21 protein-coding genes are annotated in these 20415 nt (G+C 69.3%); 18 read left to right on the top strand and 3 right to left on the bottom strand.

Annotated features, from left to right (window positions below; translation table 11 throughout):
• Positions 1-41 precede the first annotated feature (41 nt).
• From QTI17_RS07120 to QTI17_RS07080, 9 genes are all read left to right on the top strand, one after another.
• Positions 42-1874 carry an acyl-CoA dehydrogenase gene (locus QTI17_RS07120; RefSeq protein WP_286531924.1) on the top strand — a complete coding sequence of 611 codons (1833 nt, stop codon included), beginning with the start codon at positions 42-44 and terminating at the stop codon, positions 1872-1874.
• Positions 1874-2095 carry a hypothetical protein gene (locus tag QTI17_RS07115; protein ID WP_286527620.1) on the top strand — a complete coding sequence of 74 codons (222 nt, stop codon included), beginning with the start codon at positions 1874-1876 and terminating at the stop codon, positions 2093-2095. The genes QTI17_RS07120 and QTI17_RS07115 overlap by 1 nt, the downstream gene beginning before the upstream one ends.
• A complete protein-coding gene (locus QTI17_RS07110; RefSeq protein ID WP_286531923.1) occupies positions 2092-2376 on the top strand; it encodes a Dabb family protein in 285 nt (94 codons plus the stop codon). The genes QTI17_RS07115 and QTI17_RS07110 overlap by 4 nt, the downstream gene beginning before the upstream one ends.
• Before the next feature lie 16 nt (positions 2377-2392).
• Positions 2393-3187 (top strand): SDR family oxidoreductase, encoded by a 795-nt coding sequence (locus QTI17_RS07105; protein WP_286531922.1) that lies wholly within the window; start codon positions 2393-2395, stop codon positions 3185-3187.
• Between the two features lies 1 nt (position 3188).
• Positions 3189-3650: a PaaI family thioesterase gene (locus QTI17_RS07100; protein WP_286531921.1), complete on the top strand. Its 462-nt coding sequence runs from the start codon at positions 3189-3191 to the stop codon at positions 3648-3650.
• Between the two features lie 22 nt (positions 3651-3672).
• Complete coding sequence (locus QTI17_RS07095; RefSeq protein WP_286531920.1) at positions 3673-4689, top strand: NADP-dependent oxidoreductase; 1017 nt, start codon at positions 3673-3675, stop codon at positions 4687-4689.
• 24 nt (positions 4690-4713) lie between these two features.
• Positions 4714-6354, top strand: coding sequence for an isovaleryl-CoA dehydrogenase (locus tag QTI17_RS07090; RefSeq protein ID WP_286531919.1), 1641 nt, complete (start codon positions 4714-4716; stop codon positions 6352-6354).
• Between the two features lie 22 nt (positions 6355-6376).
• Positions 6377-7315, top strand: a complete 939-nt coding sequence (locus QTI17_RS07085; RefSeq protein WP_286531918.1) for a glutathione S-transferase family protein — start codon at positions 6377-6379, stop codon at positions 7313-7315.
• Positions 7316-7411: 96 nt separating this feature from the next.
• Positions 7412-8317 (top strand): SDR family oxidoreductase, encoded by a 906-nt coding sequence (locus QTI17_RS07080; RefSeq protein WP_286531917.1) that lies wholly within the window; start codon positions 7412-7414, stop codon positions 8315-8317.
• 131 nt (positions 8318-8448) lie between these two features.
• Here QTI17_RS07080 and QTI17_RS07075 read toward each other — a convergent pair whose 3' ends face one another.
• A complete protein-coding gene (locus tag QTI17_RS07075) occupies positions 8449-10272 on the bottom strand; it encodes an SLC13 family permease (RefSeq protein ID WP_286531916.1) in 1824 nt (607 codons plus the stop codon).
• Positions 10273-10436: 164 nt separating this feature from the next.
• Here QTI17_RS07075 and QTI17_RS07070 point away from each other — a divergent pair, with 164 nt between their 5' ends.
• Positions 10437-10796 (top strand): DUF1428 domain-containing protein, encoded by a 360-nt coding sequence (locus tag QTI17_RS07070; protein ID WP_286527607.1) that lies wholly within the window; start codon positions 10437-10439, stop codon positions 10794-10796.
• Between the two features lie 11 nt (positions 10797-10807).
• Here the strand turns inward: QTI17_RS07070 and QTI17_RS07065 are convergent, their stop codons facing one another.
• Both QTI17_RS07065 and QTI17_RS07060 read right to left on the bottom strand, forming a co-directional pair.
• Positions 10808-11848: an aldo/keto reductase gene (locus tag QTI17_RS07065; protein WP_286531915.1), complete on the bottom strand. Its 1041-nt coding sequence runs from the start codon at positions 11846-11848 to the stop codon at positions 10808-10810.
• 43 nt (positions 11849-11891) lie between these two features.
• Complete coding sequence (locus QTI17_RS07060; protein WP_286531914.1) at positions 11892-13070, bottom strand: MFS transporter; 1179 nt, start codon at positions 13068-13070, stop codon at positions 11892-11894.
• A 79-nt stretch (positions 13071-13149) separates the two neighbouring features.
• Between QTI17_RS07060 and QTI17_RS07055 the strand changes: the two genes are divergently transcribed.
• The 8 genes from QTI17_RS07055 (at position 13150) to QTI17_RS07020 (ending at position 20413) form a co-directional block, all read left to right on the top strand.
• Positions 13150-14103 carry a LysR substrate-binding domain-containing protein gene (locus tag QTI17_RS07055; protein WP_286531913.1) on the top strand — a complete coding sequence of 318 codons (954 nt, stop codon included), beginning with the start codon at positions 13150-13152 and terminating at the stop codon, positions 14101-14103.
• Positions 14104-14226: 123 nt separating this feature from the next.
• Positions 14227-14991, top strand: a complete 765-nt coding sequence (locus QTI17_RS07050; protein ID WP_286531912.1) for a carbonic anhydrase — start codon at positions 14227-14229, stop codon at positions 14989-14991.
• A 47-nt stretch (positions 14992-15038) separates the two neighbouring features.
• Positions 15039-15662, top strand: coding sequence for a paraquat-inducible protein A (locus QTI17_RS07045; RefSeq protein WP_286531911.1), 624 nt, complete (start codon positions 15039-15041; stop codon positions 15660-15662).
• A complete protein-coding gene (locus tag QTI17_RS07040; RefSeq protein ID WP_286531910.1) occupies positions 15659-16318 on the top strand; it encodes a paraquat-inducible protein A in 660 nt (219 codons plus the stop codon). Before QTI17_RS07045 ends, QTI17_RS07040 begins: the two co-directional genes overlap by 4 nt.
• A complete protein-coding gene (locus QTI17_RS07035; protein WP_286531909.1) occupies positions 16315-17949 on the top strand; it encodes a PqiB family protein in 1635 nt (544 codons plus the stop codon). Before QTI17_RS07040 ends, QTI17_RS07035 begins: the two co-directional genes overlap by 4 nt.
• Positions 17946-18578, top strand: coding sequence for a PqiC family protein (locus QTI17_RS07030; RefSeq protein WP_286531908.1), 633 nt, complete (start codon positions 17946-17948; stop codon positions 18576-18578). Before QTI17_RS07035 ends, QTI17_RS07030 begins: the two co-directional genes overlap by 4 nt.
• Before the next feature lie 21 nt (positions 18579-18599).
• The gene (locus QTI17_RS07025) at positions 18600-19142 is read left to right on the top strand and encodes a methylated-DNA--[protein]-cysteine S-methyltransferase (protein WP_286532163.1); all 543 of its coding nucleotides are present in this window, start codon (positions 18600-18602) and stop codon (positions 19140-19142) included.
• A gap of 65 nt (positions 19143-19207) precedes the next feature.
• Positions 19208-20413, top strand: coding sequence for a multidrug effflux MFS transporter (locus tag QTI17_RS07020; RefSeq protein ID WP_286531907.1), 1206 nt, complete (start codon positions 19208-19210; stop codon positions 20411-20413).
• Positions 20414-20415 lie beyond the last annotated feature (2 nt).

Below are 20415 nucleotides of genomic sequence, written 5' to 3'. Positions count from 1 at the left end.
GGCAGAATCGAAATCCAACCTCTCGCCCAGCGATCCTCGCCATGAGCCTTCGTCCCACCCTCGACTTTCTTCTCTACGACTGGCTCGACGCCGAGTCGCTCAGCGGCCGCGAGCGCTTCGCCGACCATTCGCGCGAGACCTTCGACGCCGTGCTCGACACCTGCGAGCGGATCGCGCGCGAGAAGTACGCGCCGAGCAACCGCATCGTCGACACCCAGGAGCCGCACTTCGACGGCGAGAAGGTGATCCTGCCGCAGGCCACCCACGATGCCCACAAGGCCTTCGTCGAATCCGGCATGCTGAGCGCCGCCCAGGACTACGACATCGGCGGCATGCAGCTGCCCTACACCCTGTCGGCGGCGGCCAACAGCTTCTTCGCCATGGCCTCGGTCAGCATCGGCTCGAACATGCTCACCAGCGGCAATGCCAACCTGCTGATGGTGCATGGCACCGAGATGCAAAAGGAAGTCTTCGCCAAGAACGAGTTCGCCGGCCGCTGGTCGGGCACCATGTGCCTGTCGGAGCCGCAGGCCGGCTCCAGCCTCAGCGACGTCGCCACCCGCGCGGTGCCCGACGGCCCCGATTTCCAGGACGATCCGCTCGGCCCACGCTTTCGCCTCACCGGCAACAAGATGTGGATCTCGGCCGGCGACCACGAGCTGACCGAGAACATCGTGCACATCGTGCTGGCCAAGATTCCCGACGAGAACGGCAAGCTGATCCCGGGCACGCGGGGCATCTCGCTGTTCATCGTGCCCAAGAAGATGGTCGGCACCGACGGCCAGCTGACCGGCGAGCGCAACGACGTGGCACTCGCCGGCCTGAACCACAAGCTCGGCTGGCGCGGCACCACCAACACGCTGCTCAATTTCGGCGAGGGCAAGTTCCCGGTCGGCGGCAAGGCCGGCGCGGTGGGCTACCTGGTCGGCCAGCCCGGCAAGGGCCTGCACTGCATGTTCCACATGATGAACGAGGCGCGGATCGGCGTCGGCACGGCCGCGACCATGCTCGGCATGGCGGGCTACTTCGCCTCGCTCGACTACGCGAAGAACCGGCCGCAGGGCCGGCCCGCGGGCCCGGCCGGCAAGGACGCGGCCAAGCCGCAGGTGCGGATCATCGAGCACGCCGACGTGCGCCGCATGCTGCTGGCCCAGAAGGCGTACTGCGAAGGTGCGCTGGCGCTGGAACTCTATTGCGCGCGGCTGGTCGACGAGCAGAAGACCGGCGACGCGCAGGCGGCCGACGATGCGCGGCTGCTGCTCGAGGTGCTGACCCCGATCGCCAAGAGCTGGCCCAGCGAATGGTGCCTGGAGGCCAACTCGCTGGCGATCCAGATCCATGGCGGCTACGGCTACACGCGCGATTTCCCGGTCGAGCAGTATTGGCGCGACAACCGGCTGAACATGATTCACGAAGGCACCCACGGCATCCAGGCGGCCGACCTGCTCGGGCGCAAGGTGCTGATGGAAGACGGACGCGGCCTGCAGCTGCTGGCCGGCCGGGTCGGCCAGACGATCGCCCGCGCCGCCGCGGTGCCGGCGCTGGCCGGCCACGCCAAGGCGCTCGGCGAGGCGCTCGAGCGCATCGGCTCGGCCACCCGGGCCGCCTGGGCCACCGGCAACCCGCAGGAGGCGCTGGCCAATGCGGTGCCGTACATGCAGGCCTTCGGCCATGTGGTGCTGGCCTGGATCTGGCTCGACGTCGCGCAGCACGCGCTGGCGCGCGACGGCGCCAAGGCCTTGCCGGCCACGGTCGGGCGCCTCGGTGCGGCCGACTTCTTCTTCCACTATGAACTGCCGAAGATCGGTGCCTGGCTGCAGGTGGTCGAGCGCCGCGACCCGACCTGCGCGGCCCTGCCCGAGGAGGCCTTCTGATGGCCGGCGTGTCCCAGGCGAAGCCGCATGCGACGCTCGAGAAATGGATCTGGATCCTGATCTTCGGCGGCCTCTTCGGCGTGGTCATCGGCATCGCCGTCGGCCGTGCCGACGAAGCGCTGGGCTGGGCCCTGGCCGTGCCAGGCGCCGCGCTGGTGGCCGTCGGCGTGGTGCTGATCTATGTCCGTTCCCGGTTCCCCGACAGCAAGGATTCGCCATGATCAAGCACGTCGTGATGTGGAAGCTCAAGAACCCCAAGGACGCCGCCGCGTTCAAGGCCCGGCTCGACAGCTGCCAGGGCCTGGTGCCGGGCATGCGGCAGTTCGAGGTCGGCGTGCGCACGCCCGGCCTCGAGGCCAACTGCGACGTGGTGCTGAACTCGGCCTTCGACGACGAGGCGGCGCTGCAGGCCTACCTGGAGCACCCCCGGCACGTCGAGGTGTCGGCCGTCCTCGGCAGCCTGCGCGAGTCGCGCAGCGTGCTCGACTATCAAACCCCCTGAATTTCCCGGAGACACCATGACTGCACGCAGCATCCAGAAGCTTTTCGACCTCAGCGGCAAGACCGCGCTGATCACCGGCGGCTCGCGCGGCCTGGGCCTGCAGATGGCCCACGCGCTCGGCGAGGCCGGCGCCCGCATCATGCTGAGCTCGCGCAAGGCCGACGACCTCGAGCAGGCCACGGCCGAACTGCAGGCCGCCGGCATCGACACCCGCTGGATCGCGGCCGACTGCTCGAAAGAGGAGGACACCCGCCGCCTCGCCACCGAGACGCTCGAGCGCATGGGCGCGATCGACATCCTGGTCAACAACGCCGGCGCCAGCTGGGGCGCGCCGGCCGAAGACCATCCGGTCGAAGCCTGGGACAAGGTGATGAACCTCAACGTCCGCGGCTACTTCATCCTGGCGCAGCAGGTCGCCCGCGCCTACATGATCCCGAAGAAGGCCGGCCGGATCATCAACATCGCCTCCATCGCGGGCCTCAACGGCAACCCACCCGAGATGCAGACCATCGCCTACAACACCTCCAAGAGCGCGGTGATCGGCTTCACCCACACGCTGGCCGCCGAATGGGGCAGGTACAACATCAACGTCAACGCGATCTGCCCGGGCTTCTTCATGACCAAGATGGCGGCGGGCCTGATCAAGTCGATCGGCGAAGACAAGATGGCCTCGCACGCACCGCTGGGCCGGCTCGGCGACGACGAGGACCTGAAGGGCATCACGCTGCTGTACGCCAGCGACGCCGGCAAGCACATCACGGGCCAGTGGCTGGCCGTCGACGGCGGAGTGAGCGTGGTTCTTGGCGCCTGACATGACCGATTCCGACGACAGCATCAACCTGCGCTCCTATACGGACCAGATTCCGTTCGCGCGCCATCTGGGCTTCGAGATCACGAAATTCGAGGGCGGCGAATCCGAGCTGCGCTACACCGCGAAGCCCGAGCACCTGAACACCTTCGACGTGACGCACGGCGGCGCCGTCATGACCATGCTCGACATCGCGATGGCCGCCGCCGCGCGCAGCGAGACGCCCGAGATCGGCGTCGTCACGATCGAGATGAAGACCACCTTCATGGCGCCGTCGGTCGGCCCGCTGATCGCACGCGGCAGCCTGCTGCACCGCACCGCGACGATGGGCTTCACCGAGGCCAAGATCTACGACGCCCAGGAACGCGTCTGCGCCCACGCCACCGGCACCTTCAAGTACGTGAAGCGCCGCCTGCCCACGGGCGCGGCCAGCGCCAATGCGATGCGCCCGCCCTCGACCGACTGACCCCTTTTCTCCGGAGACCTCCATGCCCACCAACAGACAACAGATCCTCGACAACCGCCCCGAGGGCGAAGCCGTCGCCAGCAACTTCAAGCTCGTCAGCACCGAGACACCGGCGCTGAAGGACAACCAGGTGCTGGTGCGCCACCACTACATGAGCCTCGACCCCTACATGCGCGGCCGCATGAACGATGCCAAGAGCTACGCCCAGCCGCAGCCCCTGGGGCAGGTCATGCAGGGCGGCACGGTCGGCGAGGTGGTCGAGAGCAAGCACCCCAAGTACGCCGTCGGCGACAAGGTGGTCGGCTTCGGCGGCTGGCAGGAATACAGCGTGGTCGATGCCTCGCAGCCCGGCGCGCTCAAGAAGGTCGACACCACGCACGTGCCGCTGTCGCACTACCTGGGCGCGGTCGGCATGCCTGGCGTCACGGCCTGGTACGGGCTGGTGAAGATCATCGCGCCGAAGGCCGGCGAGACCGTGGTCATCACCGCCGCCAGCGGCGCGGTCGGCAGCGCTTTCGGTGCGCTGGCCAAGGCGCGCGGCTGCCGCGTGGTCGGCATTGCGGGCGGCCCCGACAAGTGCAAGTACGTCACCGAGGAGCTCGGCTTCGATGCCTGCATCGACTACCGCCAGCATCCCGACGTCAAGAGCATGAGCGCGGCGCTCAAGGAAGCCTGCCCGAACGGCATCGACGGCTACTTCGAGAACGTCGGCGGCTACATCTTCGATGCGGTGCTGCTGCGCACCAACGCCTTCGCGCGGATCGCGCTGTGCGGCATGATCGCCGGCTACGACGGCCAGCCGCTGCCGCTCGCCAACCCGGCGCTGTTCCTGGTCAACCGGCTCAAGCTCGAGGGCTTCATCGTCAGCGAGCACATGGAGGTCTGGCCCGAGGCGCTGGCCGAACTCGGCGCGCTGGTCGCCAGCGGCAAGCTCCGGCCGCGCGAGTCGGTGGCGCAGGGCATCGAGGCGGCACCCGAAGCCTTTCTCGGCCTGCTGAAGGGCCGGAATTTCGGCAAGCAGCTGGTCAAGCTGATCTGAACGCAGCCACGGGGAGAGCCGGCCATGGACACCACGCACGAGGTCTTCAACCAGCCGGCGCCGCTCACCGGCTACAACCTGTTCGACAGCCACCGGCCGCTGCGTGACGCGCTGAAGTTCAACGCGCCGCAGCTGCAACTGGCGCCGCTCGAACACCTGGGCGCCAGCCTGGGGACGGCCGAGATGCAGACCCATGCGCGACTGGCCAACATCCACCCGCCGGTGCTCCATACCCACGACCGCTTCGGCCGCCGCATCGACGAGGTCGAGTTCCATCCGAGCTATCACGCGCTGATGGCGGCGGCGGTCGGCGCCGGACTGCACGGCACGCCCTGGACCGGTGAATCGCAGTCGCCGCACGTCGAACGGGCGGCCGGCTTCATGCTGTTCACCGAGCTCGAGCCCTCGATGCTGTGCCCGATCTCCATGAGCTATGCCGTGACGCCGGCGCTGCGCGGCAATGCCGGCGTCTACGCCGACTGGGGCCCGAAGCTCGCCAGCCGCTGGTACGACCCGAGGCTCCTGCCCTGGCGCGACAAGCCGGGCGTGACCATGGGGATGGGCATGACCGAGAAGCAGGGCGGCTCGGACGTCCGCGCCAACACCACGCAAGCGGTGCGCACCGGCAGCGATGGCTGGGGCGAGCGCTACGCGATCACCGGCCACAAGTGGTTTTTCTCGGCACCGATGTGCGACGCCTTCCTGGTGCTGGCGCAGGCGCCGGCCGGCCTGTCGTGCTTCTTCCTGCCGCGCGTGCTGCCGGACGGCAGCCGCAACGAGATCCGCATCCAGCGCCTGAAGGACAAGCTCGGCAACAAGGCCAACGCCAGCTCCGAGGTCGAGTTCCATGGCGCCAGCGCCTGGCTGGTGGGCGAGGAGGGGCGCGGCATTCCGCAGATCCTCGAGATGGGCACCATGACCCGGCTCGACTGCGCGCTCGGCACCAGCGGGCTGATGCGGCAGGCCCTCAGCCTGGCGCTGAACCACACGGCGCAGCGCCAGGCCTTCGGCCGCCCGCTGATCGAGCAGCCGCTGATGAAGAACGTGCTGGCCGATCTTGCGCTCGAGAGCGAGGCCGCGACCGCATTGGCGATCCGACTGGCGCGCGCCTTCGACCATCCCGGCGACGAACACGAGCGCCTGATGGCCCGGCTGCTGACGCCGGTGGCCAAGTTCTGGATCTGCAAGCGCGGCAGCCACTTCGCCCAGGAGGCGATGGAATGCCTGGGCGGCAACGGCTATGTGGAAGAGGGCGGCGAGGGCGTGATGGCGCGCGTCTACCGCGAGATGCCGCTCAATTCGATCTGGGAGGGCGCCGGCAACATCATGGCGCTCGACCTGCTGCGCGGGCTGCGCAAAGGCGACGCCGTCGCCGCGCTGGCGCACGAACTGGCGCCGGCGCGCGGCAGCGATGCCGCGCTCGACCGGCTGGCCGACGCGCTGCCCGCGCGCATCGAGGCGATGGCGACCGAGGTCGAGGCCCGTCGGCTGGCGCAGGATGTGGCCCTCGCGGTGCAGGCCGCGCTGCTGGTGCAAACCGCGCCGCCGGCCGTGGTCGGCGGCTTCTGCGCCTCGCGCCTCGGCGGCGACTGGGGCCATGCCTTCGGCACGCTGAGCGCCGGCGTCGACCTCGATGCGATCATTTCCCGCGCGCGGCCCCAGTGACGGCGCAACTTCGAAAGACCCCATGGCCGACCTGATCCTCCACCACTACGCCACCTCCCCCTTCTCGGAGAAGCTGCGGCTGATCCTCGGCTACAAGAAGCTGGCCTGGAAGTCCGTGATCATTCCGCAGATCGCGCCCAAGCCCGACCTGGTCGCGCTCACCGGCGGCTACCGCCGCACGCCGGTGCTGCAGATCGGCGCCGACATCTACTGCGACACGGCGCTGATCTGCGACGTGCTAGAACACCTGGCGCCGCTGCCGTCGATCTACCCGGAGCCGGGCAAGGGCCTGGCGCGGGTGCTCGCGCAATGGGCCGACAGCACGCTCTTCTGGGCCGCGATGGCCTACAACTTCAGCCCCAAGGGCGCGGCCGACATGTTCGGCAAGGCGCCCCCGGAGGTGGTCAAGGCCTTCACCGAAGACCGTCGCGCGATGAGCGGCAACATGGTGAGGCTGCGGCCGGCGGATGCCGCCGCGGCGTACAAGTCGTACCTGCGCCGGCTGTCCGACATGCTCGACGACACCGACTACCTGCTGGGTGCCTTCCCGACCGTGGCCGACTTCGCCTGCTACCACCCGCTGTGGTTCACGCGCAAGCGCACGCCCTCGATGGCTGGCATCCTGCAATTGACGCCCGCCGTGGGCGACTGGATGGACCGCATGGCGGCCATCGGCCACGGCACGATGGAAGTCTTCGATGCCGCCCGGGCGCTCGAGGTCGCGACCGCGTCGACCCCCCACACGCTGCTGTCCGACAGCACCTTCCAGGACGAGCACGGCATCGCGCTCGGCTCGCCTGTCACGATCGCCGCCGAGAGCTTCGGGCCCGAGGCCACCGAGGGCGAACTGGTCGCGGCCACGCGCACCCACTACACGCTGCGCCGCACCGATCCGCGCGCGGGCACGGTGCATGTGCACTTTCCGCGAATCGGGTATGTGTTGCGGGCGGTGTCCCCCTGAGCGTGAAGCACCTGCGCGACTCCGATTTCGCCGGTTTCGTATTTCAATAGCGCCTCAACGCCAAACCCAACACAAGAGACGAAAGGACACGCGCAAATGATCCAGGACTTCAAGGGCACGACGGCCGTTCTCACCGGCGCCGGCTCCGGCTTCGGCCTCGAATGCGCGCGCATCGGCGCGGCACGCGGCATGAACCTCGTGCTGGTCGACGTCCAGCAGGATGCGCTCGACCGGGCGCAGGCCGAGATGGAAGCCGCCGGCGCGCAGGTGCTGGCGCGCAAGGTCGACGTCGCCGACGCGGCCCAGATGGAAGCACTCGCCAAGGCGGTGCAACAGCGCTTCGGCGCACCGCATTTCGTCTTCAACAACGCCGGCGTCGGCGCCGGCGGGCTGGTGTGGGAGAACAGCGTCGCCGACTGGGAATGGGTGCTCGGCGTCGACTTGTGGGGCGTGGTGCACGGCGTGCGCCTGTTCACGCCGATGATGCTGGAAGCGGCGGCCAAGGACCCGGCGTACCGCGGCCACATCGTCAACACCGCCAGCATGGCGGGCCTGCTGACGCCGCCCAACATGGGCATCTACAACGCGGCCAAGGCCGCGGTCGTGAGCCTCACCGAGACTCTCTACCAGGACCTGAAGCTGGTCACCGACCAGGTCGGCGCGAGCCTGCTGTGCCCGTACTTCGTGCCCACCGGCATCACCCAGAGCGAACGCAATCGCCCGGGCGCGCTGGCCGGCGGTGCGCTCACCAAGAGCCAGCTGATCGGCCAGGCGATGAGCAACAAGGCGGTCAGCAGCGGCAAGGTCAGCGCCGCCGAGGTTGCCCAGATGGTGTTCGATGCGATCACCGCCAACCAGTTCTACGTCTTCAGCCACCCGAAGGCGCTCGGCAACGTGAAGAGCCGGATGGAGAACATCGTGTCGATCACGAACCCGGCGGACCCCTTCCTGGAGCGGCCGGAAATCGGCGCCAACCTGCGCGCCCAATTGCGCGCGAACTGAAGTCGGCCCGCGCAGCGAGGCCCCTTCGGGAAACCCCTCGGAACCGGCTTTGCCGGGCCGCTGGGGTTGCCCCCGGCGAGGGGGTGGGCGGGCTACACGAAGTGAGCCCAACCTGGGGGAGAGGGGTGGGTCTAGGGCGGCAGCAGCCAGGGCACCAGCAGCACGGCCACGGCGCCCACCATCACCGCGAGCGGCAGGCCGATCTTGACGAAATCGCCGAAGCTGTAGTTGCCGGCGGTGCTGACCAGCGTGTTGACGGGCGACGAGATCGGCGTCATGAACCCGGCCGACGCGGCCAGCGCCACCATCATCGCGAACGGGTAGGGCGATGCGTCCAGATGCTTGGCCAGCGCCAGCGCGACCGGCGCCATCAGCACCGCGGTGGCGGTGTTCGCGATCACCAGGCCGATCAGCGAACTCAGCACGAACAGACAGGCCAGCACCGGACGGATGCCGTAGCCGCCCACCAGCGCCAGCAGGCCGTCGGCCGCCAGGTCGATGCCGCCGGTGCGCTGCAGCGCCAGCGAGAAGGGCAGCATCCCGATGATGAGGATCAGGCTGCGCCAGTGGATCGCCCGGTAGGCGGAGTCGAGGTCGATGCAGCGGAACAGGCCCATCAGCAGGCAGCCGGCGATCGCCGCCTGCACGTTGGGGACCGCGCCCGACAGCATCAGCCCGATCACCAGCAGCAGGCAGAACACCGCGTGCGGCGCGCGGCGCGGCGCGGCCAGCAGCGCCCCGCCTTCCTGGGGCAGGCTCAGGCCGACCAGGTCGTGGCCGTCGGTCTGCAGGGCCCGGATGGCTTGCCACGGCCCGACCAGCAGCAGCGTGTCGCCGACCTTGAGGCGCGCGCTCTCCAGGCCGTGCGCGTGGGTGACCCGGCCCCGGCGCAAGCCCACGACCGTGAGGCCGTGCTGCGCCAGCAGGCGCGATTCGCTGCCGGTGGTGTCGACCAGCGTCGAGTCGACCGGGATCACCGCCTCGGCCATGCCGACGTCGCGCGACTGGTCGGTGAAGTAGGCGCCGGAGATCGGAAGACGGTGCAGCGCATAGCGCTCGCACAGGGCCGGGACGTCGAAGTCCTTCGACTCGACGTCGAGCAGCAGGATGTCGCCGGCCCGGATCTCGGTGTCGGCCGAGACCCGCAGCACCTCGCGCCGCAGCGTGTGCTGGCGCTCGAGCGCGATCACGTGGGCATCGGAGGCAGGGCCGAGTCCCAGGCCTTCGAGGCTGCGCCCCACCAGCGGCGAATCGGCTTGCACCGCGAGGCGGAAGGCGCGGTCGTGCAGCTTGTACTGGTCCACCCAGTCGTTCAGGCTCGGCCGGCCGCCGCTCGTCGAGCCGCTCTCGCCGCGCAGGCGCCGCCTGGCCACCGCCATGTAGGCGATCGCGAGCAGCAGCACCGGCACGCCGATCGGCGTGATGGTGAAGAAGCCGAAGCCTTCGGCCCCGTGGCGCATCAGCTCGCTGTTGACGATCAGGTTGGGGGTGGTTGCGACCAAGGTCATCATCCCGCTGATCAGGCCCGCCACGCTCACGGGCATCAGCAGCTGGCCGGCCGCGACACCGGTCTGCTGGGCGATGCGGATCACGATCGGAATGAAGATCGCGACCACGGCTGTGGAACTCATGAACGAGCCCATCAGGCCGACCGCCAGCATCAGCAGCACCAGCAGGCGGGTCTCGCTGCTGCCGCCGTGCTTCACCAGCCAGTCGCCGACGTGCTGGGCCACGCCGGTGCGCACCAGGCCTTCGCCGAGCACGAACAGGGCGGCGACCAGCACGATGTTCGGATCCGAAAACCCCGCCAGGGCCTCGTTCATGTCGATGATGCCGGTCATGGGCAGCAGCACGATCATGATCAGCGCCACGGCGTCGAGGCGCGGCCGGCCCGAGATGAACATGGCGATCGCGACGCCCAGCAGGGCGAGGACTTGGACCAGCTCAGACGACATGGAACCACCCGCGAGAATGAGAGACCGAATTCTGCGCGATCCGGCCGTCGCATCGGCCATCTCGCAATCCCTCATCCAGATGCGGGACTTGGCTGCCGCCCGGGAATGCATATACTGAACCGTACGGTTCTGTGTAAGTTCGATCCACACCCAGGAGACCTTCCATGGCCTATGTCGACGGCTACGTGCTTCCCCTCAAGAAGAACAAGATCGATGCCTACCGCCAGATGGCGGCGCTCGCCGGTTCGGTCTGGCGCGAGCATGGCGCGCTCGAATACCGCGAGTGGATCGCCGAGGACGTGAAGGCCGGCGAGCACACCTCGTTTCCGCAGGCCGTGAAGCTCGAGGACGACGAGATCGTGGTGTTCTCGTGGATCGTCTTCGAGTCGCGCGACCACCGCGACGAAGTCAACGCCAAGGCCATGAGCGACCCGCGCCTGGCCGGCATGATGGACCCGAAGTCGATGCCTTTCGACGGCAAGCGCATGTTCTGGGGCGGCTTCGAGCCGCTGGTCGCGCTCTAGTCGGCGGAACGTCAGCGCGGCTGCACGGCGACCGGACTGCGCTCCGCGAACTGGCCGTTCCAGTAGGGGTAGTAAGGGTAGGGTGGCGTCGTGGCGCTGGCAGCATCCAGCCGTGCGATCTGGTCTGCCGTGAGCTCCCAGCCCAGCGCGCCGAGGTTCTGCCTGAGCTGCGTTTCGTCGCGCGCCCCGATCAGCACCGACGAGACGGTCGGCCGCCGCAGCAGCCAGTTGAGTGCGATCTGCGGCAGCGTCTTGCCGGTTTCCTTGGCCACCTGGTCCATCGCGTCGACCACGCGGTAGAGGCGCTCGTCGTCCACCGGCGGCGCGGCGCCGGCCGTGTCGTGCAGGCGGCTCGCCGCCGGCCAGGGCTGGCCGCGCCGGATCTTGCCGGTCAGGCGGCCCCAGCCGAGCGGGCTCCAGACGATCGCACCGACGCCCTGGTCGAGCCCGAGCGGCATCAGTTCCCATTCGTAGTCGCGGCCGACCAGCGAGTAGTAGGCCTGGTTGGCGACATAGCGCGACAGCCCGAGCCGATCGGACGCCGCCAGCGATTTCATCAGCTGCCAGCCCGAGAAATTCGAAGCGCCGATATAGCGGACCTTGCCCGCCCGGATCAGGTCGTCAAGGGTGCGCAGCACCTGCTCGACCGGCGTCATGGCGTCGAAGGCATGCAGTTGCAGCAGGTCGATGGTGTCGGTGCCCAGGCGCCGGAGCGCGGCGTCGACACCCTGGACCAGATGATGGCGCGAGGCGCCGACGTCGTTCGGTCCGTCGCCGGCGCGCAGAGCGAGCTTGGTCGACAGGATGACCTTGTCGCGCCGACCCTGGATGGCCGCGCCGAGTATCGATTCGGAAGCGCCGCTGGAGTAGACGTCGGCGCTGTCGAACAGGTTGACGCCGGCGTCGAGGCAGATGTCGACGATGCGGCGCGCCCCGGCGACATCGGTGTTGCCCCAGGCGCTGAACAACGGGCCTTCGCCGCCGAAGGTTCCGGCCCCGAAGCCGAGGGCCGGGACCTTGAAGCCGGAGTGGCCAAGATAGCGGTATTCCATGGTGCGTCCTTGTGTGCGTGGGTGTGAAAAAGGGTGGTGCGGTTCAGGCGCAGGCGGTGGCGGCGCCCGCCGGAAGCCGTCGATCGAGCGCCCGGCTCCAGAGCGCGATCGCCAGCCCGGCCAGGGTCAGCAGCGCCGCCACCCAGCCCAGCGCCTGCAGGCCGGGCCCGCGCTCGATGACGACGCCGCCGGCCCAGGCACCCAGTGCGTTGCCGAGATTGAAGGCCGCGATGTTGAGGCTGGAGGCCAGGTTCTGTCCGGCGCCCGCCGCCTTGTCGAGCACGCGCAGCTGCAGTGGGGCGACAGTGGCGAAGGCGGCGATGCCCAGCAGCAGCACGAACACCACCGCGGTCCAGGGCGTGTGAACCAGCCACCGCATAGCGCCGAGCACCGCGGCCAGTGCCACCAGCGAACCCAGGAGTGACGGCATCGGCGCACGGTCGGCCAGCCGGCCGCCCAGCAGGTTGCCGACGGCCAGACCGCCGCCGAACAACAGCAGGATCGGCGACACCGCCGCCTCCGACACGCCGGTGACGCGGGTCAGCAGCGGCTGGATGTAGGTAAAGACGGCGAACACGCCGGCAAAGCCCAGCACCGTGATCGCCAGCCCGAGCAGCACCTGCGGCCGGGCCAGCACGGCGAGTTCGTCGCGCAGCGCGGCCGGCGCGGCGTCGGCCCGGCCGCGCGGCACGAACAGCGCCAGCACCGCGAAGGCGGCGACCCCGATCAGCGCCACCGCCCAGAAGGTCGAGCGCCAGCCGAAATGCAGGCCGAGCCAGGCTCCGGCCGGCACGCCGAGCAGCGTCGCCGCGGTGAGCCCGGTGAACATGACGGCGATCGCCGAGGCGCGGCGCTCCGGCGGGACCAGGCCGGTGGCGACCACCGAGCCGACGCCGAAGAAGGTGCCGTGCGCCAGCGAGGTGACGACCCGCGCAGCCATCAGCAACTCGTAGCTGCCGGCCATGGCGCAGGCGATGTTGCCGAGCGTGAAGATGGCCATCAGCCCGAGCAGCACGGTCTTGCGCGGCAGGCGGCGGCTGGCGATGGTCAGCAGCGGCGCGCCGACCGCGACGCCGAGCGCGTAGCCCGAGATCAGCAGGCCGGCAGCCGCGATCGAGACCTGGAGATCGGCGGACACCTGCAGCAGCAGGCCCATGATGACGAATTCGGTGGTGCCTATTCCGAAGGCACCGGCGGTGAGGGCGAGGAGGGCGATGGGCATGATGGCCATGACTGTGCCGGTTCCGCGGCGGCATGAATAGAATGCCGATCCGACATGCTCCTGTGAATCGAAGTCACAAATGCCCCGCTCCGAGGTCAACCGTTCCGGCGAGATGGAAGCCTTCGTGCAGGTGGTCGATCGCGGCAGCTTCTCGGCCGGCGCCCGCGCCCTGGGAATGACCCCGTCCGCGGTCAGCAAGCTGATCGGGCGGCTCGAGGCGCGTCTCGGCGCCCAGCTGGTGCACCGCTCCACGCGCAAGCTGCAGCTGACGGCCGAAGGCCAGCTGTTCTACGAGCGCAGCGTCCGCGTCCTGGCCGACATGGACGAGGCCGAGCGCTGCGCCGCAGCCGGCGCGGCACCGAGCGGCCGGGTCAGCATCAACGCCAGCGTTCCTTTCGGGCAGCAGGTGCTGATCCCGCTGGTGCCGCGCTTTCTCGAACTGCACCCGCAGATCACGCTCAACATCGTGCTGACCGACCGCGTGGTCGACCTGATGGAGGAGCGCGCCGACGTGGCGATCCGCTGGGGCGCATTGCCGCCGTCCGATCTGGTGGCCCGGCGACTCGGCGCCACCGGACAGGCGATCGTCGGCGCGCCCGCCTATCTCGCCCGATACGGCACGCCCTACACGCCGGAAGAGCTCGAAGCGCACAACCGGCTCGGCTTCACCTACCGGCGCAGCGTGCCCGACTGGCCGCTCGCGGTCGACGGCAGGGTGGTCGACATCCCGGTCAACGGCAACGTCAGGGCCGGCGATGGCGAGGCGCTGCGCGCGCTGCTGCTGGCGGGCGTCGGCCTGGGCCGGTTATCGCTCTACCAAGTGCAGGCCGACCTCGATGCCGGCCGGCTGGTGCCCGTGCTGGAGGACTTCAACCCGGGCGACACCGCGCCGATCCATGCCGTCTACCTGGGCAAGCCCGGACGCTTGCCGGCACGGGTGCGGGCGCTGCTGGACTTTCTCTCGGCCCACGTCCTGGCCGATGGGCGGCCGCGCCTTGCGCCTGCGGCTTTCGGAAATTTCCATTGGCAATAAAGGAATCGTCGGCGTCTCGCCTTCGCGGACCGGGCGCGCGGCGGGCGGAAAATCGTCGGGTGCCTCCGGCGCCTGCGTTCCGACTCCGGAACCGACAGCTCTTCCCTATCCTCCAAGACAATCATGACTTCATTTCTTCGCCCCGCGATCGCGGGGCTTTTCGCCGTCGGTCTCTGCGCCGGTGCCTCCGCGCTCGAACACGCGCACTGGTCCTACGCCGGCAAGACCGGTCCCTCCGAGTGGGCCGCGCTGGCCCCCGACAACGCGACCTGCAAGACCGGGCAGCAGCAGTCGCCGGTCGACCTGCCTGCAGCCAAGGCCAAGGCGCTGGCGCAACACGATGCCGAGATTCGCTACGGCAAGGCCGCGGGTCGGCTGGTCAATAACGGCCACACCCTCGAACTGGACCTGGACGGCGCGGCGGACAACAAGGTCGTCTACCAAGGTGTCGAATATCGCCTGGCCCAATTCCATTTCCACACGCCCAGCGAACATCACCTCGACGGCCGTGCGTTCCCGATGGAGATGCACCTGGTCAACAAGAGTGCCGACGGCGCCATCACGGTGATCGGGGTGATGATCAAGGCCGGCCGCAAGAACAACGCGTTGGCGCCGGTCTTCGCCAAGCCGCCGAAGGCTGGCGACGCCGCCCACGACCTCGGGATCGATCTTGCCGCCGTGCTGCCGGCCGACCACAAGGCGCTGCTGTACACCGGCTCGCTGACCACGCCGCCGTGCACCGAGCAGGTGCACTGGGTGGTGCTGGAGCGCCCGATCGAGATGTCGCGGGCGCAGATCGAAGCCTTCCGCCACTTGTTCCGGGACAATCATCGCCCGATCCAGCCGCTGAACGGCCGCGAGCCGGTGGAAGAGACCGCCGGCGAATAGGCTGCAGCAGCGGCTTTGCGCTTGCCTGACAATAGCTGCGCAAATCCATGAAAGAAGTCCCCGACGCCATCGTCTGCGAAGGCTGCGACGCGGTTTATCGCCGCGTGCGGCTGCGCCGGCGCGAGGTCTCGCATTGCCCGCGCTGCAGCACCGAGCTCGACCGCCATCCCGGCGACCAGAGCGCCCGCGTGCTGCCGCTCACCGTCGCCTGCCTGATCCTGTTCGCCATCGCGAACCTGTTCCCGATCGTCGAGATCGAACTGCAGGGCCTCAGCAACGAGACCACGCTGGCCGGCGCGGTGGTGGCGCTGAGCGCGGGTGGGATGTCGCCGGTGGCGCTGCTGGTGCTCGCGACCACCTTGCTGTTCCCGCTGCTCCAGCTGTGCATCCTCTTCTACCTGCTGGTGCCGATGCGCTACGAGCGGCGGCCGGCGGGTTTCGGGGTGCTCGTGAACGCCCTGGTGGCGTTGCGTCCCTGGGGCATGATCGAAGTGTTCCTGCTCGGTGTGCTGGTGGCGATCATCAAGCTGAGCAGCATGGCGCAGGTGATCGCCGGTCCGGCGCTCTGGGCCTTCGTGGGGCTCACGGTGCTGCTGACGGCGGTGCTGTCCTTCAACCCCCGGACCTTCTGGGAAATGGCGTTCGAGCCGCGGCCGGGTCAGGACGGATGAGCGACCCCGGCGTCGAGACCGCGGCCGCCCTGCGCCTCGTGGCCTGCCACCGCTGCGGCACCACCTGGCAAGGTGCGCAGGACGGCGAAGCCTGCGACCGCTGCGGCACCCGGCTGCATGCGCGCAAGCCCGACAGCATCAACCGCACCTGGGCCTACCTGGTCGCCGCCGCGATCCTCTACCTGCCGGCCAACCTGCTGCCGGTGATGATCACCAAGAGCCTGCTGGGCACCCAGCAGGACACCATCCTGAGCGGCGTCATCTATTTCTGGGTCTCGGGCGCCTACGGCCTGGCGGCGCTGATCTTCGTTGCCAGCTTCCTGGTGCCGCTGTTCAAGCTGACCGCGCTGGTGCTGCTCAACATCACGGCGCAGCGCCGAAGCAGCTGGCGGCAGCTCGAACGGGCCAAGCTCTATCGCATCCTCGAGGTGATCGGGCGCTGGTCGATGCTCGACGTCTTCGTGGTGGCGCTGCTGGCCGGCCTGGTGCGCATCCAGGGCTTTGCCGAGATCACGGCCGGGGTCGGCATCGCCGCCTTCGGCGCGGTGGTGGTCCTCACCATGCTGGCGTCGCTGAGCTTCGATCCGCGCCTGACCTGGGACACCGGCCCGGATGCCCTGGCGGAAGAAATGAAAATGGACAATGAACCGATATGAATGACGAAAGCACCCGACCCGAGCCGCAGCCGCCCCGGGCTGCGCCGAAGGTCGTCAGGCGGCGCAACTGGCTGCCGTCCCTGATCTGGCTGATCCCGGTCGTGGCGGCCCTGGTCGGCATGACGCTGGTGGCGCGCATCCTGATGGACCGTGGCCCCGAGATCGTGCTGACCTTCAAGAGCGCCGAAGGCCTCGAGGCCAACAAGACCGTGGTCAGGTACAAGGACGTGCAGATCGGCACCGTCACGCACATCCGACTGGCCACCGACCGTTCGCATGTCAGGGTGCTGGTGCAGCTCAAGAAGGAAGCCAGCGCATTCACGGCGCAGGACACCCGATTCTGGGTGGTCCGCCCGCGGCTCGACACCTCGGGCATCTCCGGTCTGGGCACCTTGCTTTCTGGCGCCTACATCGGCGTCGATGCCGGCACCTCGGAAGAAACCTCGGGCGAATTCACCGGGCTCGAGACGCCCCCCATCGTCACCCGCGACGATTCGGGGCGGCAGTTCCTGCTGCGGGCCCGCGACGTCGGTTCGCTGGACATCGGCTCGCCGGTGTACTTCCGCCGCATCAAGGTGGGCCAGGTCGCGGCCTACGAGCTCGACCCCGACGGCCACGGCGTGACGCTGAGGGTCTTCATCAACGCGCCCTACGAGAAGTTCGTCGGCGTCAACACGCGCTTCTGGCATGCCAGTGGTTTCGACATCGACCTGAACGCCAGCGGCCTGAAGGTTCGCACCCAGTCCCTGATCACGGTGCTGATCGGCGGCATCGCCTTCCAGGCGCCCGACGACCAGAACGGGCCGGTCGCCGGGGAGAACACCGCCTTCGTGCTGGCCAGCGACGAGACCACCGCGATGAAGGAACCCGACGGGCCTTCGCAGACCATGCTGCTGTACTTCAACCAGTCGCTGCGCGGCCTGTCGCCCGGCGCGCCGGTCGACTTCCGGGGCGTCGTGATCGGCGAGGTCAAGTCGATCGGGGTCGAATTCGACCGGGGCGAGCGCGCCTTCAGGATGCCGGTGGTGATCCAGGTCTACCCGGACCGCATGCGGCGCCGTTCCGCCACCGATCCGGACGCTCGCATCTCGTCGTTCCAGCGCTGGCAGCTGCTGGTCAGCAAGGGGATGCGGGCCCAGCTGCGCACCGGCAACCTGCTGACCGGCCAGGTCTACGTGGCGATGGATTTCTTCAACGACGCCAAGCCGGCGAAGCTCGAGCCGAACCAGGTCCCGCTCGAGCTGCCGACCCAGCCCAACCGGCTCGACGAGCTGCAGTCGCAGGTGGCCGACATCGCGCGCAAGCTCAACCAGGTGCCTTTCGAGGAGATCGGTGCCGATCTGCGCAAGAGCCTGGCCTCCCTCGACAAGACCCTCAACAGCACCGAGCAGCTCGCCAGGCGCCTGAACAACGACGTCACGCCCGAGATGGCGGCGGCCTTGAAGGACGTGCGCCAGACCCTGCGCTCGGCCGAGAAGACCATCGCCGACGATGCACCGCTGCAGCAGGACCTGCGCCAGACCCTGCAGGAAGTCACGCGCGCGGCGGGGTCGCTGCGCGTGCTGACCGACTACCTGGAGCGCCACCCCGAATCCCTGATCCGCGGCAAGCCGGAGGACAAGCAGAAATGAAGACGACCCACTTCCGGCTCGCGGCCGCAGCCCTCGGCGCGGCCTGGCTCGTGGCCGCCTGCGGCAGCAGCGGCGGGCCGCAGTACTACAGCCTGGCAGACAGCGCGGCGCCGGCCCGGGCGCCGATGTCGGCGGGCGGCGCGCCGGCTTACATCGAACTGGCCCCCATCGCCATGCCGGAGCGCTTCGCCCGGCCGCAGCTGGTGGTGCGCAAGAAAGATGCGCCGGACAGCCCGGCGGTCGACATCCTCGAGCAGCACCGCTGGTCGTCCTCGTTCGAGGACGAGCTGCGCGACAGCCTCGGCAGCGGCATTGCCAGCCGGCTGGGCGCGGTCGACGTCACCAAGTCCGGCCGCCAGCGCGGCCAACCGGCGACGCGCATCGCGGTCCAGCTGGAGCAGTTCGACGCCATCGAGGGCAAGCGGGTCGATGCCAGCTTCACCTGGACGGTGCGCCGCACCGACGAGGGGTCGGCGACCGGCTGCCGGCTGTCGCTGTCGGAACCCGTGGGCGGCGGCTTCGACGCCCTGGCCCAGGGCGCCCAGCGCCTCACGTCGCGGCTGGCCGATGCCATCGCGGCCAGCGTTCCCGCCCCTGCGGGCCAGCCCACTGCGAAGTGCGCGGCCTGACATAGAGACAGGGCGGTGGCCATGGCCCCGAACGGCTTCGCGCTCTTCGCCACGGCGATCGGCGCCTGCGGCATCGCCTGGGGGCCGGGCGGCATCGCCGGCGTGCAGTTGCCCGAGGGCGGGGAGGGCGCCACGCGGGCGCGCATGCGGCGGCGCTTTCCGAACTGGCCGGAGCAGGACGCGCCAGCCGACGTGGTGCCGGCGATCGAGGGCATCCGCGGCCTGCTGGCCGGCGAAGCGCTCGACCTGGCCGAGATCGTGCTCGATCTCGAAGGTGTCAGCGACTTCCATCGGCGCGTCTACGAGATCGCGCGCCGCATTCCACCCGGGCGCACCCGCACCTACGGCGACATCGCGGCCGAGCTCGGCGACAAGGGCCTGGCGCGCGCGGTCGGGCAGGCGCTCGGCCTCAATCCCTTCGCACCGGTGGTGCCCTGCCACCGGGTGCTCGCCGCCGGCGGCCGCTGGGGCGGCTTCTCGGCCCACGGCGGTGCGGCGGCGAAGCTCCGGATGCTGGCCATCGAAGGTGCCAGGCCGGACAGCGAAAGCGGTGATTTGTTCTGAGGCCTAGCACAGGCCGACGCGTCGCGCTGCCGACGGTTCATCGCCGCCTTGGCGACAATCGGGCGATGACTTCTTCGCGCTTCTTCAAGATCGCGCTCGTGCTCGGCCTGTTGTCGGCCATCGGCCCGTTCGCGATCGACATGTACCTGCCGGCGCTGCCCGAGATCGGCAGCAGCCTGCAGGCCGGCATCGGGCCGGTGCAGATGAGCCTCACGGCTTTCTTCATCTCGCTCGGCGTCGGGCAACTGCTCTACGGACCGGTGTCCGACATGGTGGGGCGCAAGCCGCCGCTCTACTTCGGCCTGGGCCTGTTCGCGCTGGCCAGCATCGGCTGCGCGCTGGCCACCAGCATCGAGATGCTGATCGCGCTGCGCTTCGTCCAGGGCCTGGGCGCCGCGGCCGGCATGGCCATCCCGCGCGCCGTGGTGCGCGACCTGCACACCGGCACCGACGCGGCGCGGCTGATGTCGCTGCTGATGCTGGTCTTCAGCGTGTCGCCGATCCTGGCGCCGCTGGCCGGCAGCGCGGTGATCGCCTTCACCGGATGGCGCGGCGTGTTCTGGTCGGTGACCTTGGCGGCCGTGGTCGGACTGGCGACCATCGCGATGGTCCTGAAGGAGACCCGGCCGGCCGAGGAGCGGGTCGAGAGCAGCCTGGGCAGCGCGCTGGCCGCCTACGGCGTGCTGCTGCGCGACACCCACTACCTCGGGCTGGTCTTCATCGGTGCCTTCGCCATGGCGGGATTCTTCACCTACCTGGCGAACTCGTCCTTCGTGATGATCGACCACTACGGGCTGTCGCCGGTGATGTACAGCGTGGCCTTCGGCGTCAATGCGGCCGCCTTCTTCGCCGCCGCGCAGCTCAACGGCCCGCTGTGCGAGCGCTTCGGGATCGAGCGGGTGGTCAAGACCGGCGTCGCGGCCTGCGGCGCGGTGATGCTGGCCATGTTCGCCCATTTCGCCGCCGGCGGCGACCGGCTGGCGGTGCTGATCGTGCTGTACTTCATCGCCAGCGGCCTGATGGGCCTGGTCATTCCGACCACCTCGGTGCTGGCCCTCGAGAAGCACGGCGCCATCGCCGGCACCGCGTCGGCGCTGCTCGGCACCTTGCAGATGCTGACCGGTGCGGTGGTGATGGCGGTGGTCGGGCTGTTCACCGACGGCCGGCCGCTGCCGATGGTGACCGGCATGGCGGGCGGCGCGCTGATCGCGGTGGCGCTGACCTGGCTCACGCTCGATGGCCGGCGCCAGCCCGTCGGGCAGGCCGGCTGAGC

This window comes from Variovorax sp. J31P179, from assembly GCF_030316985.1.
In the GTDB taxonomy this organism is placed as follows: domain Bacteria; phylum Pseudomonadota; class Gammaproteobacteria; order Burkholderiales; family Burkholderiaceae_C; genus Variovorax; species Variovorax ginsengisoli_B.
This window is presented reverse-complemented; position numbering and strand designations above follow the sequence as displayed.

Excerpts from the sequence above, each read along its gene's own strand:
- QTI17_RS07120 (WP_286531924.1), top strand. The coding sequence starts at position 42 with ATGAGCCTTCGTCCCACCCTCGACTTTCTTCTCTACGACTGGCTCGAC.
- QTI17_RS07115 (WP_286527620.1), top strand. The coding sequence starts at position 1,874 with ATGGCCGGCGTGTCCCAGGCGAAGCCGCATGCGACGCTCGAGAAATGG.
- QTI17_RS07110 (WP_286531923.1), top strand. The coding sequence starts at position 2,092 with ATGATCAAGCACGTCGTGATGTGGAAGCTCAAGAACCCCAAGGACGCC.
- QTI17_RS07105 (WP_286531922.1), top strand. The coding sequence starts at position 2,393 with ATGACTGCACGCAGCATCCAGAAGCTTTTCGACCTCAGCGGCAAGACC.
- QTI17_RS07100 (WP_286531921.1), top strand. The coding sequence starts at position 3,189 with ATGACCGATTCCGACGACAGCATCAACCTGCGCTCCTATACGGACCAG.
- QTI17_RS07095 (WP_286531920.1), top strand. The coding sequence starts at position 3,673 with ATGCCCACCAACAGACAACAGATCCTCGACAACCGCCCCGAGGGCGAA.
- QTI17_RS07090 (WP_286531919.1), top strand. The coding sequence starts at position 4,714 with ATGGACACCACGCACGAGGTCTTCAACCAGCCGGCGCCGCTCACCGGC.
- QTI17_RS07085 (WP_286531918.1), top strand. The coding sequence starts at position 6,377 with ATGGCCGACCTGATCCTCCACCACTACGCCACCTCCCCCTTCTCGGAG.
- QTI17_RS07080 (WP_286531917.1), top strand. The coding sequence starts at position 7,412 with ATGATCCAGGACTTCAAGGGCACGACGGCCGTTCTCACCGGCGCCGGC.
- QTI17_RS07075 (WP_286531916.1), bottom strand. The coding sequence starts at position 10,272 with ATGTCGTCTGAGCTGGTCCAAGTCCTCGCCCTGCTGGGCGTCGCGATC.
- QTI17_RS07070 (WP_286527607.1), top strand. The coding sequence starts at position 10,437 with ATGGCCTATGTCGACGGCTACGTGCTTCCCCTCAAGAAGAACAAGATC.
- QTI17_RS07065 (WP_286531915.1), bottom strand. The coding sequence starts at position 11,848 with ATGGAATACCGCTATCTTGGCCACTCCGGCTTCAAGGTCCCGGCCCTC.
- QTI17_RS07060 (WP_286531914.1), bottom strand. The coding sequence starts at position 13,070 with ATGCCCATCGCCCTCCTCGCCCTCACCGCCGGTGCCTTCGGAATAGGC.
- QTI17_RS07055 (WP_286531913.1), top strand. The coding sequence starts at position 13,150 with ATGCCCCGCTCCGAGGTCAACCGTTCCGGCGAGATGGAAGCCTTCGTG.
- QTI17_RS07050 (WP_286531912.1), top strand. The coding sequence starts at position 14,227 with ATGACTTCATTTCTTCGCCCCGCGATCGCGGGGCTTTTCGCCGTCGGT.
- QTI17_RS07045 (WP_286531911.1), top strand. The coding sequence starts at position 15,039 with ATGAAAGAAGTCCCCGACGCCATCGTCTGCGAAGGCTGCGACGCGGTT.
- QTI17_RS07040 (WP_286531910.1), top strand. The coding sequence starts at position 15,659 with ATGAGCGACCCCGGCGTCGAGACCGCGGCCGCCCTGCGCCTCGTGGCC.
- QTI17_RS07035 (WP_286531909.1), top strand. The coding sequence starts at position 16,315 with ATGAATGACGAAAGCACCCGACCCGAGCCGCAGCCGCCCCGGGCTGCG.
- QTI17_RS07030 (WP_286531908.1), top strand. The coding sequence starts at position 17,946 with ATGAAGACGACCCACTTCCGGCTCGCGGCCGCAGCCCTCGGCGCGGCC.
- QTI17_RS07025 (WP_286532163.1), top strand. The coding sequence starts at position 18,600 with ATGGCCCCGAACGGCTTCGCGCTCTTCGCCACGGCGATCGGCGCCTGC.
- QTI17_RS07020 (WP_286531907.1), top strand. The coding sequence starts at position 19,208 with ATGACTTCTTCGCGCTTCTTCAAGATCGCGCTCGTGCTCGGCCTGTTG.